Here is a 15,372-nt window from a genome sequence, read left to right on the forward strand (position 1 = left end):
CGGCGGTGGATAACTCAGTACCAGCGCGCTTCGCCCGCCGGGCGCTTCTTGAAGCGCTTCATGCTCCACATGTACTGGCTCGGATACTCGCGCACATAACGCTCGACAACCTTGCTCATGGCCGCCGCGGCCACGGTCACATCCTCGCTGTACATCTCCTCGGGCGCCGCTTCCAGGAAGACCTTGAAGCCGGAGCCGTCCGGCAGACGCAGCGCATGCAGGAACACACCCACCGCCTTGCCGCCGGCCAGCATGTTGGGCACGAACTTGCTGGTCAGCGCCTGGGTACCGAGGAACGGTACGAACACACCGGCGGACTCGGCCGGCTCCGGGTCGGCGGGAATGCCCACCTGCCCGCCGCGACGCACTTCCTTGATCACGCTGAGGATGCCTTCCTTGGTCGAAGGCGCGACGCGGTTGCCCATCTGCACCCGCTGCTCGCGCAGCAGGTCATCCACAGCCTTCAGCTTGGGCGGGCGGTAGAAAATGATCGGTTTGCACTGGCTGCAATAGAAGTGGTTCAGCACTTCCCAGTTGCCCAGGTGGCTGGTGATGCCCACCACGCCCTTACCCGAGGCCAGGGCCTGCTCCAGCACTTCCAGGCCATGTACTTCCTTGACCAGTTCCAGCGAACGCTGCGGCGGCCAGATCCAGGCGCAGGCGCTTTCGACGAAGGACTTGCCGATGTCCTTCAACGCGCGGCCCACGAGTTGCTCGCGCTCGGCCGGGTTCATTTCCGGGAAGCACTTGGCCAGGTTGATGCGCACCACATTGCGCGAACCGTTGGGGATCTTCCACATGAGCCAGCCGATACCCGCGCCGACCCGCTGCACCGCGCCCCAGGGCAGCTTGGCGAACAGTCGCAGCACCCCGACCATCAGGGCGCCTTTGAATTTTTCCACAGCCGGATTCCTTATTTCTGCAAGGCGGGCATTGTAACGCTTCAGCGCAGCAACGCGGCGTAACGATCACAGTCAGTGGTGTGGTCCATGACCATGCCAGTGGCCTGCATGAACGCATAGCAGATGGTCGGGCCGACGAACGTGAAGCCAGCCTTTTGCAGGGCCTTGCTCATGGCCCGGGCTTCGTCGGTGACCGCCGGCACGTCGCCGCGCGCCTTGAAGTGGTTGATCTTGGGCACGCCACCGACGAACGACCACAGCCACTCGGCCGGGTTATCCACAGCCAGCCAGGCCTGGGCGTTGCGCCGTACGGCCTTGAGCTTGAGGCGATTGCGGATGATGCCGGCGTCGAGCATCAGTTCTTCGATCCGCTCGTCGCTCATCTGCGACAGTTTCACCGGGTCGAAGCCATGCAATACCTCGCGGTAGCGCTCGCGTTTCTTCAATACCGTGATCCAGGAAAGCCCGGCCTGGAACCCTTCGAGCAAAAGCATCTCGAAGAGCAACGCCGGGTCATGCTGTGGCGTTCCCCACTCCTGGTCGTGATAGGCCTGGTACAACGGATCGTCGGTACACCAGAAACAGCGTGGCATAAGGCTCCATTCCATGGGTAGAGGGCGAGGCGAATCGGGTTATACTCCCGCTCTTTACATCCGCATCCCCAGATACAGGTGAATTTCGTGAGCCAGCCTACGCCAGCCGTGCGTACCTTCCAAGACCTCATCCTCGCCCTGCAGCAATACTGGGCGGAGCAAGGTTGTGTGGTGCTTCAGCCCTACGATATGGAAGTAGGCGCCGGCACTTTCCATACCGCCACGTTCCTGCGCGCCGTCGGTCCTGAAACCTGGAACGCCGCCTATGTGCAGCCTAGCCGTCGCCCAACCGACGGACGGTATGGCGAAAACCCCAACCGCCTGCAGCACTACTACCAGTTCCAGGTAGTGCTCAAGCCGAACCCGGCCAATTTCCAGGAGCTGTACCTCGGCTCGCTGAAGGCCATCGGCCTGGATCCGCTGGTCCACGACATCCGTTTCGTCGAAGACAACTGGGAATCGCCGACCCTCGGCGCCTGGGGCCTGGGCTGGGAAATCTGGCTCAACGGGATGGAAGTGACCCAGTTCACCTACTTCCAGCAAGTCGGCGGTATCGAGTGCTTCCCGGTCACCGGTGAAATCACCTATGGCCTGGAGCGCCTGGCCATGTACATCCAGGGCGTGGACTCAGTCTACGACCTGATCTGGGCCGACGGCCCGTTCGGCAAGGTCACCTATGGCGATGTGTTCCACCAGAACGAAGTGGAGCAGTCGACCTACAACTTCGAACACGCCAACGTCGAGAAGCTGTTCGAGCTGTTCGACTTCTACGAAAGCGAAGCCAACCGCCTGATCAAGCTGGACCTGCCGCTGCCGACCTACGAAATGGTCCTGAAGGCGTCCCACACTTTCAACCTGCTGGACGCCCGCCGCGCCATCTCGGTAACCGAGCGTCAGCGTTACATCCTGCGCGTGCGTACCCTGGCCCGGGACGTGGCGCAAAGCTATCTGCAAGCCCGCGCACGCCTGGGCTTCCCGATGGCGACCCCCGAACTGCGTGACGAAGTGTTGGCTAAGCTGGAGGCTGCACAATGAGTGCTCAAGATTTTCTGGTCGAACTGGGCACCGAAGAGCTGCCACCGAAGGCCCTCGCCAGCCTCGGCGACGCCTTCCTGGCCGGCATCGAGAAAGGCCTGCAGGCCGCTGGCCTGAACTACACCGGCAAGCAGGTCTATGCCGCCCCACGCCGTCTGGCCGTGCTGATCCGCCAGCTGGACGTGCAGCAGCCTGACCGCAGCATCAACATCGACGGTCCTCCCCGCCAGGCCGCCTTCGACGTCGAGGGCAACCCGACCCAGGCTGCCTTGGGCTTCGCCAAGAAATGCGGCGTGGACCTGGCCGAGATCGACCAGAGCGGCGCCAAGCTGCGCTTCTCCCAGCACATTCCGGGCAAGGCCACCGCCAGCCTGCTGCCGACCATCGTCGAGGATTCGCTCAACGACCTGCCGATCCCCAAGCGCATGCGCTGGGGCGCCAGCCGTGAAGAGTTCGTGCGTCCGACCCAGTGGCTGGTGATGCTGCTCGGCGACCAGGTCGTCGAGTGCACCCTCCTGGCCCAGCAGGCCGGTCGCGAATCCCGTGGCCACCGCTTCCACCACCCGGAGAACGTGGTCATCACCACCCCGGCCAACTACGTCGAAGACCTGCGCAAGGCCTACGTACTGGCCGACTTCGCCGAGCGTCGCGAGCTGATCGCCAAGCGCACCGCGGAGCTGGCCATGCAACAGGAAGGCACCGCTGTCGTGCCGCCGGCATTGCTGGACGAAGTGACCGCCCTGGTCGAATGGCCGGTGCCGCTGGTGTGCTCCTTCGAAGAGCGCTTCCTGGAAGTGCCGCAAGAAGCGCTGATCACCACCATGCAGGACAACCAGAAGTACTTCTGCCTGCTGGACAGCGAAGGCAAGCTGCTGCCGCGCTTCATCACCGTGGCCAACGTCGAGAGCCGTGATCCGAAGCAGATCGTGCAGGGCAACGAAAAGGTCGTGCGTCCGCGCCTGACCGACGCCGAGTTCTTCTTCAAGCAAGACAAGAAGCAGCCGCTGGAAACCTTCAACGAACGCCTGAAGAACGTGGTCTTCCAGGCTCAGCTGGGCACTGTCTACGACAAGGCCGAGCGTGTCTCCAAGCTGGCGGCGTTCATCGCCCCGCTGATCGGCGGCGACGCCCAGCGCGCAGCCCGCGCGGGCCTGCTGTCCAAGTGCGACCTGGCCACCGAGATGGTCGGCGAGTTCCCTGAGATGCAAGGCGTGGCCGGCTACTACTACGCCCAGAACGACGGCGAGCCGGAAGACGTCGCCCTGGCGCTGAACGAGCAGTACATGCCGCGTGGCGCAGGCGCCGAGCTGCCGCAGACCCTGACCGGTGCTGCCGTGGCCATCGCCGACAAGCTCGACACCCTGGTCGGCATCTTCGGCATCGGCATGCTGCCGACCGGCAGCAAGGACCCGTACGCCCTGCGCCGCGCCGCCCTGGGCGTGCTGCGTATCCTGATCGAGAAGCAGCTGGACCTGGACCTGACCACTGCAGTCGAGTTCGCCGTCAAGCAGTACGGTGCCAAGGTCAAGGCCGCAGGCCTGTCCGAGCAGGTGCTGGAGTTTGTCTTCGACCGTCTGCGTGCGCGCTACGAAGACGAAGGCATCGACGTCGCCACCTACCTCTCGGTGCGTGCCCTCAAGCCAGGTTCGGCCCTGGACTTCGACCAGCGCGTGCAGGCTGTGCAGGCCTTCCGCAAGCTGCCGGAAGCCGAGGCCCTGGCTGCGGTGAACAAGCGCGTGTCGAACCTGCTGAGCAAGGCCGAAGGCGCCATCGCCGACCACGTCGAGCCGAAGTACTTCGACAACGCCAACGAGTTCTCCCTGTACTCGGCCATCCAGCAGGCCGACCAGGCCGTGCAACCGATGGCGGCCGCACGTCAGTACAGCGAGTCGCTGGCCCGCCTGGCCGCCTTGCGTGATCCGGTCGACGCCTTCTTCGAGGCGGTGATGGTCAACGCCGAGGATGCCAAGGTCCGCGCCAACCGTTATGCCCTGCTCAGCCGTCTGCGCGGCCTGTTCCTGGGCGTGGCCGATATCTCGCTGCTGGGGTAAGCCTTGAAACTGCTGATTCTTGATCGAGACGGAGTGATCAACCACGACTCCGACGCCTACATCAAGTCGCTGGAAGAGTGGATTCCCATTCCCGGCTCGATCGAGGCCATCGCGCAGTTGAGCAAGGCGGGCTGGACGGTGGCGGTGGCCACCAACCAGTCCGGCATCGCCCGCGGCTACTATCCGCTGGCGACCCTGGAGGCCATGCATGCGCGCCTGCGCGCGCTGGTGGCCGAGCAGGGGGGCGAGGTGGGCTACATCGTGCATTGCCCGCACGGCCCGGACGACGGTTGCGATTGCCGCAAACCCAAGCCCGGCATGCTGCGGGCGATTGCCGAGCATTATCAGGTCGATCTGGCTGGCGTCTGGTTCGTCGGCGACAGCAAAGGTGACCTGGAGGCCGCCCTGGCCGTCGATGCACAACCTGTGCTGGTGAAAACCGGCAAGGGTCAGAGGACGCTGGAAAAAGGCGTTCCGCAAAACACTTTGATTTTCGACGATCTGGCAGCCATCGCCAGAGCACTCATTTAAGCAGTGCGCCCCGTGTGGCGCACTTTTCCTTAGGCGGGCAGGCCCCGCAACGGTACATGCCACTATGTCGATCCTGCAGGCGATCAGAATCTTTCTTTTTTACCTGCTGTTGGGCACCAGTTCGCTGCTGTGGTGCTCGCTGAGTTTCTTCGTCGCACCGTTTCTGCCGTTCCACAAGCGCTACCGGTTCATCAACGTGTACTGGTGCCGCTGCGCCGTGTTCCTGGCACGGGTGATCCTGGGCATTCGCTACAAGGTCACCGGCGCCGAGAATGTGCCCAAGGAGCCCTGTGTGATTCTGTCCAACCATCAGAGCACCTGGGAGACGTTCTTCCTGTCGGCGTACTTCTCGCCGCTGAGCCAGGTGCTCAAGCGTGAGCTGCTGTATGTGCCGTTCTTCGGCTGGGCGATGGCGATGTTGCGCCCGATCGCCATCGACCGGAAAAACCCGAAGGAAGCCCTGCGCCAGGTCGCCAGCAAGGGCGACGAGCTGCTCAAGCAAGGCGTGTGGGTGCTGATCTTCCCCGAAGGCACTCGGGTGCCTCACGGACAGATCGGCAAGTTCTCCCGAGGCGGCACAGCCCTGGCGGTGAATGCCGGGCTGCCAGTGCTGCCGATCGCGCACAACGCCGGCAAGTTCTGGCCACGTGAAGGCTGGGGCAAACGCCCCGGAACCATCGAGGTGGTGATCGGCGAGCCGATGTACCCGGTGGGCACCGGCCCACGCGCGATCGCCGAGCTCAACGACCGCGCCCAAGCCTGGAACGAAGCCACCCAGCGGGCCTTGGGTTCGCTGCCACCGGTGGCGGAAAACCAGGCAGAACATAACGCGTGACGATCTGTGGATAACTTGTGAGCAAGTTTTGGATCACTGCCTTGAAATACTAGCTAACTTGTTGATTTTAAAGCTTATTTCTCTGTATGACCTTTTCTTGAAAATCGTGCATAAGTTTTTCCGCAGCATAAAAAAACCGGCTTTTACGCCGGTTTTTTCATGTCTGTGGGATCGATCCACACTGTCTGATCTTGCACGGCCCTGTGGGAGCGAATTCACCCTCCTACAGGTCAGCCTTCACACCTTGTCGATATCCACATCCTTGGTTTCTTTCAGGCAGAACAGCCCCACCACGAGGCTCACCCCGGTTATCAGCACCGGGTACCAGAGCCCGTAGAAGATATCCCCGGTGTACACCACCAGCGCGAACGACACGGTCGGCAGGAAGCCACCGAACCAGCCATTGCCAATGTGATACGGCAAGGACATGGAGGTATAGCGGATGCGGGTCGGGAACAGCTCCACCATCACCGCCGCCAAAGGCCCGTAGGTCATGGTGGCGATCAGGATCATGGCGACGATCAGCACCACCACCATCACTTGGTTGACGCTCGCCGGATCTGCCTTGGCTGGGTAGCCGGCTTGCTCGATTGCCGTGCGCATGGCCGCCTCGTCGAACCCGTCGATGCGCTGCTCGCCGATCGTGACCAGCACCGCAGACCCCGCTGGCGCATCCACCGAGCTGTATGGCAGGCCTTGTTTGACCAGGAACGTCTTGACCTTGTCACAGGGGCTGTCGAAGCGTGCCTTGCCCACCGGGTCGAACTGGAAGGTGCAGCCTTGTGGATCGGCAGTGACGACGATCGGGGCCTGCTGGCTGGCAGCGTCGATCTGCGGATTGGCGTAATGGCTCAGGGCCTTGAACATTGGGAAGTACAGCACCGTGGCGAGCAGCAGGCCGATCATCAGGATCGGCTTGCGTCCAACTCGGTCGGACAACCAGCCGAAGAACACGAAGAACGGTGCGCCGATCACCACGCTGATGATCAGCAGGGTATTGGCCTGGGCCGGATCCATCTTGAGCATCTGGGTCAGGAAGAACAGCACGTAGAACTGGGCCGTATAGAAGGTCACGGCCTGGCCAGCGTTGATGCTGAACAGCGCCGTCAGTACGACCTTGAGGTTCGGCCAGGAGGTGAAGGATTCACGGATTGGCGATTTGCTGACCTTGCCCTGGGCCTTCATCTTCACGAAGGCGGGCGACTCTTCCATGCTCATGCGGATCCAAGTGGAGATCGCCAGCAGGAAGATCGACAGCAAGAAGGGCAAGCGCCAGCCCCAGGCCTCGAACTCATCACCACTGATGTAGCGGCTGCCCAGCACGACGACCAGCGAAAGCAGCAAGCCAAGCGTTGCGGTGGACTGGATGAACCCGGTATGAAAGCCACGCTTGCCGGGCGGTGCGTGCTCGGCCACGTAGGTCGCCGCGCCGCCATATTCACCGCCCAGGGCCAGGCCCTGGAGCATGCGCAGCAGCACCAGGATGATGGGCGCGGCGATGCCGATAGTGGCGTAGGTGGGCAGCAGGCCAACAGCGAAGGTCGACAAGCCCATCAGCACGATCGTCACCAGGAAGGTGTACTTGCGCCCGATCATGTCGCCCAGGCGACCGAACACCAGCGCGCCGAACGGGCGGACCAGAAAGCCTGCGGTAAAGGCCATCAAGGCGAAGATGAACGCCGTGGTGTCGTTGACGCCAGCGAAGAACTGCTTGCTGATCACCGCCGCCAGAGCGCCATAGAGAAAAAAGTCATACCACTCGAACACCGTCCCGAGGGATGACGCGAAAATGATCTTGCGTTCTTCACGTCGGCTGACCGTGCTGGCAGCCGTGCCTTGCTCTTGGATGTAGTCCGACATCGTTGCTGTCCTCGGCCCGCAGGCCACAGTGATTATTGTTGTTTTCCACTGTCGGTGACCTCTGACCGCAAGCCACCGGTGTTGCACGCACCCGGGTCAGGGCGTCGGTATCGCGGTGTCGCTGAGGTTGGTTTGGGTCAAGGCCCCCTTGAGGATCAGTTGCGCCGCCTTCTCAGCGATCATCAACGTGGGTGAGCAGGTATTGCCGGAAACGATCTGCGGCATGATCGACGCATCGGCCACCCGAAGGCCCGGCACACCCTGCACACGCAGCTGGTTATCCACAACGTCCAGCGGCCCGCAGCCCATGCGGCAGGTACCCACGGGGTGGAAGATGGTGGTGCCGATCTTGCCGGCGGCTTCGTGCAGTTGCGCCTCGGTCTGCAGGGCAGGGCCGGGCAGGTACTCGCGCGGATCGAACGCCGCCAGGGCAGGGGCCTGCACGATGCGCCGGGTGATGCGGATGGCATCGGCGGCGACGTTGAGGTCCTGCGGATCACTCAGGTAGTTGGGATCGATCGATGGCGCCGCAAGCATGTCGGCACTGCGGATATCGATGCGCCCGCGGCTGGCCGGACGCAGATTGCACACCGAGGCGGTGAATGCCGGGAAGCGGTGCAGCGGTTCGCCGAATCGCTCCAGCGACAGGGGCTGTACGTGGTACTGCAGATTGGCGGTGGCCTGCTCGGGGCCTGAGCGCACGAAAGCGCCCAGCTGGCTCGGCGCCATGGCCAGTGGGCCACTGCGGTCGTAAAGGTAGCGCAGGCCCATGCCCATCTTGCCCCACAGGCTGTTGGCGATCTGGTTGAGCGTGCGGGTGTTGCGGATCTGATAGATCAGACGCAGTTGCAGGTGATCCTGCAGGTTGCCGCCCACGCCCGGCAGCTCATGGCGCACCCCGATGCCTAGCCCCTCGAGCAATTTTCGCGGGCCGATGCCGGAGCGCTGCAGAATGCCTGGCGAGCCGATCGCACCGGCGCAAAGAATGATCTCCCGCTGCGCCTTGAATGCATGCCAGGCGCCTTGCCAGCGGGCTTTGACCGCTGTGGCGCGGGCGTTTTCAAGGATGACTTGATCGACCTGCACACCGGTGAGCACCGTCAGGTTGGGGCGATCTTGCACAGGCCGCAGGAATGCCTTGGAGGCATTCCAGCGTACGCCGCTGCGTTGGTTGACCTGAAAATATCCACAGCCGGCGTTATCGCCGGTATTGAAATCCGCCACCTTGGCGATACCGGTCTGCTCGGCGGCATCGTGGAACGCATCGAGGATCGGCCAGCTGTAGCGCTGTTGTTCGACTCGCCACTCACCTTCGGCGCCGTGGCTGTCGCTGGCACCGGCGAAGTGACGCTCGCTGGCCTTGAACAACGGCAATACATCCTTCCACGCCCAACCGTCATTGCCTTGTTCGGCCCAACGGTCGTAGTCGGCCGCCTGGCCGCGCATGTAGATCATGCCGTTGATCGAGGAACATCCACCCAGCACCTTGCCCCGTGGGTAGCCCAGACTGCGTCCACCCAGGCCTGGCTGCGCCTCGGTCTTGAAGCACCAATCGGTGCGCGGATTGCCGATGCAGTAGAGGTAACCAACAGGAATGTGAATCCAGGGATAGTTGTCGCGACCACCTGCTTCGAGCAGCAATACGCGACACGAAGGGTCAGCAGACAAGCGATTGGCCAGCAGGCAACCGGCGGGACCGGCACCGACGACCACATAGTCGAAGACTGAATCGGCTGATGGCATGTGAAACCTCGCGCCTGATTTTTATTCTTGTCCCTGACCATCTTATTGATTAATTTCGGGGACGAAACACGAGATTTCGCGCAGCCGCTGTGCGTTTTAGCACAGCGCTATACCTGAGCCGGCCCCTTCGCGGGTAAACCCGCTCCCATAGGTTATCGCCGAACTCAAGATCGGCGGTGAACCTGTGGGAACGGATTTACCCGCGAAGGGGCCAGCGCGAACAGCCAAAAGGATCAGCATGTTCGACTGGAACGATCTGCGGTTTTTCCTCGAGTTGCAGCGCAGCGGCCGCTTGCTCAGCGCCGCCAAACGCCTCAACACCACCCACAGCACCGTCGCCCGGCACATCGAGAGCATCGAGCAGAGCCTGGGTACGGCGCTGTTCGTCCAGCACGCCCAAGGTTATGAACTCACACCCTCCGGACAGGCTCTGCTCAAACACGCCGAGGCCATGGAGAACGTGGCCTTGCTCGCCCAGGAAGAAATCACCCAGGCCATCACCCCGTTGGGCAAGATCCGCCTGGGGGTCACCGAGGGCATCGGCATCATGTTCTTCACCCCACGCATGAACGCTCTGTTCGAGCGCTACCCGGGGCTGGAGGTGGAACTGGTGGCGGTACCGCGGTTCGTCAGCATCCTCAACCGCGAGGCGGAAATCAGCATCCACCTGGAGCGGCCCAGCGCCGACCTGCTGATCACCCGCAAGCTCACCGACTACCGCCTGGCGCTCTACGCAAGCCAGGAGTATCTGGATCGGGCACCGCCGTTACGCAGCCGCGAAGACCTGGCCCGACACAGCTGGATCGGCTATGTCGACGACCTGCTGTTCAGCCAGGAACTGCTGTTTCTCAACAGTTTCTGCCGAGCGCCCAATGTGGTGTTTCGCAGCACCAGTGTGATTGCCCAGCAGCATGCTGCCCGCGCCGGGCTTGGCATTGCCGTGCTGCCTAACTACATGGCCCGCCACGACCGCTCGCTGGTGCGGGTGCTGCCCAGCGAAACCATCCAACGCAGCTACTGGATCTGCACGCGCCGGGAGTTGCACAAGTCGGTGCGCCTGCGAGTGGTCTGGGACTACCTGCTGGCCGTGTGCAATGCGGAGCAGGCCGAGCTGCTAGCCGAGTAGCGCCTTGCCCGCCAACAGCAGCGCAGCCCCCATACCGGTCACGGCAAACAACTGCTGCAGGCGTGGCCCGGCCAGCTTGCTCGCCAGCGGGCGGGCCAGCAGCAGACCGAGCACGGCACCGACGGCAAATGGGGCGCCGACTGTCCAGTGCATGACACCGGCCAGGCTGGCGCTGACCACACTACCGGTAGACACCAAAGCGATCACCGCCAGGGAAGTGGCGACGATGCTCTTCATGTCCAAATTGGTGTAGCGGTTCAAGGCCGGGATGATGACGAACCCACCCCCCACGCCCAGTAGGCCGGACAGCAACCCCGACAGCATGCCGGTAAACGCCAGCGCGCGAGCGCAGGGCAGGGTCCAGCGCAGCCGCCCCTGCAATGGGTTGAGCACGCAGGGCATGATCTGACGATCACCGCAGGCCGACTCGCCGCGCAGTTCACGGCTGGCCTTGCGCCAGATGCGCAGGCAGGCGTAGACCAGCACGGCAGCGAACACCAACGACAATGGGGTATTGGGCAGACGGTGCGCCAACATCAGCCCCAAGGGCGCCGCAGCCACACCGATGGCCGCGATGAACAACGCCGCGCGGTAACGTACCACCCCCTTGCGCAGCCCCAGCACGGCACCGACCCCGGCAGCCAAACCCACGGCGAGCAAACCGATGGGCGCCGCTTCGACCATCGACAGGCCGAGGCCGAACACCAGCAGGGGCACGGCAAGAATGCCCCCGCCGGCGCCGGTGAGCGCCAGCACGGCACCAATGATCGCGCCGAGCCCCGCTCCGATCAGTTGATGTTCAATCACTGCCCGACCTCGGCCACCAACGGTTGGGGTCGAGCCAGCCATTCACGGCCCTTGAGCATGCCCTTCCAGTACAGCGGCGGGAGTATCTGTGCCTTGAGCAACCAGGCCAGGCGAGTGGGCTGGCGACCGTCGAGCAACCAACGCGGGAAGCTCGGCGCCACCTTGCCGCCGTAGGTGAACTCGGCGAGCACGATTTTTCCACGCTCGACAGTCAGCGGGCAGGAGCCATAGCCATCGTACTGGGCAAGCGTAGGCAGGCGACCCAGCGCCACCAGCACATTATTGGCCACCACCGGTGCCTGCTTGCGCGCCGCCGCGGCGGTCTTGGCATTGGTGGTGTTGGTTACATCGCCCAGTGCATGGATGTTGGGGAACTGGCGATGGCGCAGGGTGGCAGGGTCCACATCGACCCAACCGGCGGCATCGACCAGCGGGCTCTGACGAATGAAATCCGGCGCGACTTGCGGCGGTACCACATGCAGCATGTCGAAGGCCTCGACGCGAGTCTCGGTGCTGCCATCGGGCAAGGTGCGCACGAAGGTCGCACGCTTGGCGGGGCCATCCACTGCCACCAGGCGATGGGTGTAGTTGAGGTCCACGCCGTACTTGTCGATGTAGGCCATCAGGGCCGGCACATAGTCGGGCACGCCGAACAGCACCGCCCCCGCATTGAAGAAGCTGGCCTTGATCGCCCCAAGGTGGCCTTGACGCAACCAGTGGTCGCAGGAGAGGTACAACGCCTTCTGCGGCGCACCGGCACACTTGATCGGCATCGGCGGCTGGGTGAAGAGGGCACGGCCTTGTTTCAGGTTCTGCACCAGCTGCCAGGTGTAGGGAGCCAAGTCATAGCGGTAATTGGAGGTGACGCCATTGCGGCCCAGGGTATCGCTGAGGCCTTCGATGGCGTTCCAGTCGAGCTTGAGGCCCGGGCAAACCACCAGCTGCTCATAGCTGACGGCGCGACCGTCCTCGAGCATGACCAGTTGTGCCTGGGGATCGAAACCCTCGACCCGCGCCTTGATCCAGCGGACGCCGCGCGGAATGGTCGAGGCCATGGTCCGGGCCGTGCTCGGTGCATTGAACACGCCAGCTCCGACCATCGTCCAGCCAGGCTGGTAGTAATGCACATCGGCGGGATCGATCACGACAACGTCCAGGGAGGGGTCACGGCTGATCAGGCTGGAGGCGGTGGCGATACCGGCGGCGCCGGCACCGACGATGACCACTTTATGGTGATCGGCGGATGAAGAATCGGCAGGGGACTGCAAGGCAGGCATGGCGGTGTTTCCTTGGAATAGTCGTTATGTGTTCAGAGCGCGTTCAGCGGAATCTTCAGGTAGCTCACGCCATTGCCCTCAGGCTCAGGGAACTGGCCGCTGCGCATGTTGACCTGCACCGAGGGCAGGATCAGCACGGGCATGTCGAGGGTGGCGTCACGGGCTTCGCGCATGGCCACGAAGTCATCCTCGCTGATGCCCTGATGGATATGAATGTTGTGGGCGCGCTGTTCGGCCACGGTCGTGACAAAGCGCATCTCCCGGCCGCCTGGCAGGTAGTCGTGGCACATGAACAGCTGAGTCTGGTCGGGGAAAGCCAGCAGGCGGCGGATCGAGCGATACAGCATGCGCGCATCGGCACCGGGGAAGTCACAGCGCGCGGTGCCATAGTCCGGCATGAATAGCGTGTCGCCCACGAACACCGCCATCTCGCCGCTGTCCTCGACCACATAGCTCATGCAGGCCGGGGTATGACCCGGCGTGTGCAAAGCACGGGCGCGCAGGTTGCCGATCAGGAAGATCTCTTCATCTTCGAGCAGGACGTCGAACTGGCTGCCATCGCGGGCAAAGCCCGGCGCTTCGTTGAACAGTTCACCGAAAGTTTTCTGCACCTGGGTGATGAGCGCGCCGATGGCCACGTGGCCGCCAAGCTTTCCCTTGAGATAGGCCGCTGCCGAAAGGTGGTCGGCGTGAACGTGGGTTTCCAGAATCCATTGGACCTTGGCGCCCAACGCCTGTACCCGGGCGATCAAGGCATCGGCCGATTCGGTACTGGTGCGGCCCGACTTGGGGTCGTAGTCCAATACGCTGTCAATCAGCGCGCACTGACCTGAGCTTCGGTCCAGGACGAGGTAACTGATGGTCGAGGTTACCTTGTCGTACAAGGCTTCCACGTGAAGGTTGCTGCCAATGATCATTTCACGTCTCCAGATTTATCCACCGCGCCTTCTAGAGGCGTAGGCAGTGTTTGGAGGTTTATCAAGATGCATGCCAGCGTTCTTCATCCAAACAGCCGGCTTTGAAGGGCTCCAGATCGCCACCCACCCCGGCGCGGGACACGCCCTTGAGGGCCTGGTTTCATTGGCATACGGGCGCCCCGCAGGCGTGGCCTTGCGTCGTAGAGCCGCCTCAAGGCCATTCTCACTGACGCTGCCAAAAGCCTCTGTGGCAGCACTGCCTGGCAGTCGACTGTCAGTCAATGGCAGTGTTTGGCAGTCCCTGTTAACCTCGCCGGGTACTTTCCATCGGTCACCGTCATGTCCGCGCTTTGTGTGTCATCCCAGCATCCCGCCATCCTCGCCCTGGTGTCCTACCTGGAACACGATGTGCTGCCCAGCATCATCCTGGACACCGACTACAACATCCTGGCTGCCAATGCCGCGTACCGCCGCCAGTTCGGCACGGATGACCACGCCCCTGTAGGTGAAAAATGCCACCGGGTGTCCCACCACTATGCGGTGCCGTGTGACCAGGCCGGTGAGCATTGCCCCCTGCGCAAGGCTTGGGACAGCAAGGTGCCGGAGCGCGTGCTGCACATCCATCACACCCCACGCGGACCTGAGCATGTGGATGTGGAACTGCGACCGATCCTCGATGACGAGGGCAGCGTGGTGGCCTTCGTCGAACGGCTCACCAGCGTGACACTCGCCTCGGCGCAACCTCAGCAGCAAGGGCTGGTCGGCCGCTGCGCAGCATTCAAGACAGCCCTGGCAAGCCTGCAGCGAGCGGCACCAGCGCAGATCCCGGTACTGCTGCAGGGCGAATCCGGTACCGGCAAGGAGCTGTTCGCCCGTGCCTTGCACCTGGGCAGCCCTCGGGCCAACGGGCCACTGGTGGTGGTCGATTGCACGGGCCTCACCGAATCACTGTTCGAGAGCGAGCTGTTCGGTTACGAAAAGGGCGCCTTCACCGGCGCCACCCAGCGCAAGATCGGTCTGGCTGAAGCAGCCCATGGCGGTACCTTGTTCCTCGACGAAATTGGCGAAGTGCCGCTGACGATGCAGGTTAAACTGTTGCGCCTGATCGAGTCCGGCAGCTTCCGGCCCGTGGGCAGTACCCGTACGGTCCACTCCGATTTCCGTCTGGTCTCGGCGACCCATAAGCCCCTGAAGGAAATGGCCGCCGCCGGTACCTTCCGCGAAGACCTGTACTACCGCATCAGCGGCTTTCCGATCCGCTTGCCCGCACTGCGGGAGCGAGTAGAAGACTTGCCGTTGCTGGCCGAAAGCCTGCTGCAGCGCATGGGCAAACAATCACCGAAACTGCTGCCCGAAACCCTCGAACGACTGAGCCTGCATCCCTTCCCCGGGAACATCCGTGAGCTGCGCAACATCCTCGAGCGAGCACGTCTGTTTGCCGATGAAGGTGTGATTCGCCCTGAGCACCTGCCGGAAGACATCGATCCATCGACTCCCCAGGGCCGACGTCATCGTGGTCGCAATGAACTGGGCGACCTGGCGCAGGCCTTGGAAAACTTCCACGGGTCACGCAGTGAGTTGGCCCGCCATCTAGGCATGAGTGAGCGGACGCTGTATCGACGCCTACGTGAACTGGGCCTTTGATTTATTAGGCGCCCATAACAAAAAGCCCCGGCAATGCCGGGGCTTTTTGTT

General features: G+C 62.9%; 13 protein-coding genes. 6 read left to right on the plus strand and 7 right to left on the minus strand.

Going from position 1 to position 15,372, the window contains the following annotated elements:
• Window positions 1-14: 14 nt before the first annotated feature.
• A complete protein-coding gene (locus ACNFCH_RS09760) occupies window positions 15-902 on the minus strand; it encodes a lysophospholipid acyltransferase (RefSeq protein ID WP_196164360.1) in 888 nt (295 codons plus the stop codon).
• 41 nt (window positions 903-943) lie between these two features.
• Window positions 944-1,495, minus strand: a complete 552-nt coding sequence (locus tag ACNFCH_RS09765) for a DNA-3-methyladenine glycosylase I (RefSeq protein ID WP_337159362.1) — start codon at window positions 1,493-1,495, stop codon at window positions 944-946.
• A gap of 87 nt (window positions 1,496-1,582) precedes the next feature.
• Between ACNFCH_RS09765 and glyQ the strand changes: the two genes are divergently transcribed.
• From glyQ to ACNFCH_RS09785, 4 genes are all read left to right on the plus strand, one after another.
• Window positions 1,583-2,530, plus strand: a complete 948-nt coding sequence (glyQ, locus tag ACNFCH_RS09770; RefSeq protein WP_070091313.1) for a glycine--tRNA ligase subunit alpha — start codon at window positions 1,583-1,585, stop codon at window positions 2,528-2,530.
• Entirely contained in the window at window positions 2,527-4,581 is a 2,055-nt protein-coding gene (gene glyS / locus ACNFCH_RS09775; protein ID WP_416742688.1) for a glycine--tRNA ligase subunit beta, read from the plus strand. Before glyQ ends, glyS begins: the two co-directional genes overlap by 4 nt.
• Window positions 4,582-4,584: 3 nt before the next feature.
• Window positions 4,585-5,112 carry a D-glycero-beta-D-manno-heptose 1,7-bisphosphate 7-phosphatase gene (gmhB, locus tag ACNFCH_RS09780; RefSeq protein ID WP_196164363.1) on the plus strand — a complete coding sequence of 176 codons (528 nt, stop codon included), beginning with the start codon at window positions 4,585-4,587 and terminating at the stop codon, window positions 5,110-5,112.
• Between the two features lie 64 nt (window positions 5,113-5,176).
• Entirely contained in the window at window positions 5,177-5,947 is a 771-nt protein-coding gene (locus ACNFCH_RS09785; protein WP_196164364.1) for a lysophospholipid acyltransferase family protein, read from the plus strand.
• 237 nt (window positions 5,948-6,184) lie between these two features.
• On the opposite strand, the gene ACNFCH_RS09790 is transcribed toward ACNFCH_RS09785, so the two are convergent.
• Both ACNFCH_RS09790 and ACNFCH_RS09795 read right to left on the minus strand, forming a co-directional pair.
• A complete protein-coding gene (locus ACNFCH_RS09790; RefSeq protein ID WP_416742689.1) occupies window positions 6,185-7,807 on the minus strand; it encodes an MFS transporter in 1,623 nt (540 codons plus the stop codon).
• A 96-nt stretch (window positions 7,808-7,903) separates the two neighbouring features.
• Entirely contained in the window at window positions 7,904-9,550 is a 1,647-nt protein-coding gene (locus ACNFCH_RS09795) for a GMC family oxidoreductase (RefSeq protein WP_416742690.1), read from the minus strand.
• A 238-nt stretch (window positions 9,551-9,788) separates the two neighbouring features.
• Here ACNFCH_RS09795 and ACNFCH_RS09800 point away from each other — a divergent pair, with 238 nt between their 5' ends.
• Window positions 9,789-10,676 carry a LysR family transcriptional regulator gene (locus ACNFCH_RS09800; RefSeq protein ID WP_337159366.1) on the plus strand — a complete coding sequence of 296 codons (888 nt, stop codon included), beginning with the start codon at window positions 9,789-9,791 and terminating at the stop codon, window positions 10,674-10,676.
• Here ACNFCH_RS09800 and ACNFCH_RS09805 read toward each other — a convergent pair.
• The 3 genes from ACNFCH_RS09805 to ACNFCH_RS09815 are packed head-to-tail and all read right to left on the minus strand — an operon-like array spanning window position 10,665 to window position 13,677.
• Window positions 10,665-11,483, minus strand: coding sequence for a sulfite exporter TauE/SafE family protein (locus ACNFCH_RS09805; protein WP_337159367.1), 819 nt, complete (start codon window positions 11,481-11,483; stop codon window positions 10,665-10,667). The genes ACNFCH_RS09800 and ACNFCH_RS09805 overlap by 12 nt on opposite strands.
• Window positions 11,480-12,760, minus strand: coding sequence for an FAD/NAD(P)-binding oxidoreductase (locus ACNFCH_RS09810; protein ID WP_337159368.1), 1,281 nt, complete (start codon window positions 12,758-12,760; stop codon window positions 11,480-11,482). The genes ACNFCH_RS09805 and ACNFCH_RS09810 overlap by 4 nt, the downstream gene beginning before the upstream one ends.
• A 32-nt stretch (window positions 12,761-12,792) precedes the next feature.
• On the minus strand, window positions 12,793-13,677 hold the full coding sequence (locus tag ACNFCH_RS09815) for an MBL fold metallo-hydrolase (protein ID WP_337159369.1): 885 nt from the start codon (window positions 13,675-13,677) through the stop codon (window positions 12,793-12,795).
• Between the two features lie 339 nt (window positions 13,678-14,016).
• Between ACNFCH_RS09815 and ACNFCH_RS09820 the strand changes: the two genes are divergently transcribed.
• Complete coding sequence (locus ACNFCH_RS09820; protein ID WP_416742691.1) at window positions 14,017-15,321, plus strand: sigma-54 interaction domain-containing protein; 1,305 nt, start codon at window positions 14,017-14,019, stop codon at window positions 15,319-15,321.
• Window positions 15,322-15,372: the final 51 nt, after the last annotated feature.

Source organism: Pseudomonas sp. NY15354, assembly GCF_048068075.1.
GTDB classification, from domain to species: domain Bacteria; phylum Pseudomonadota; class Gammaproteobacteria; order Pseudomonadales; family Pseudomonadaceae; genus Aquipseudomonas; species Aquipseudomonas guariconensis_C.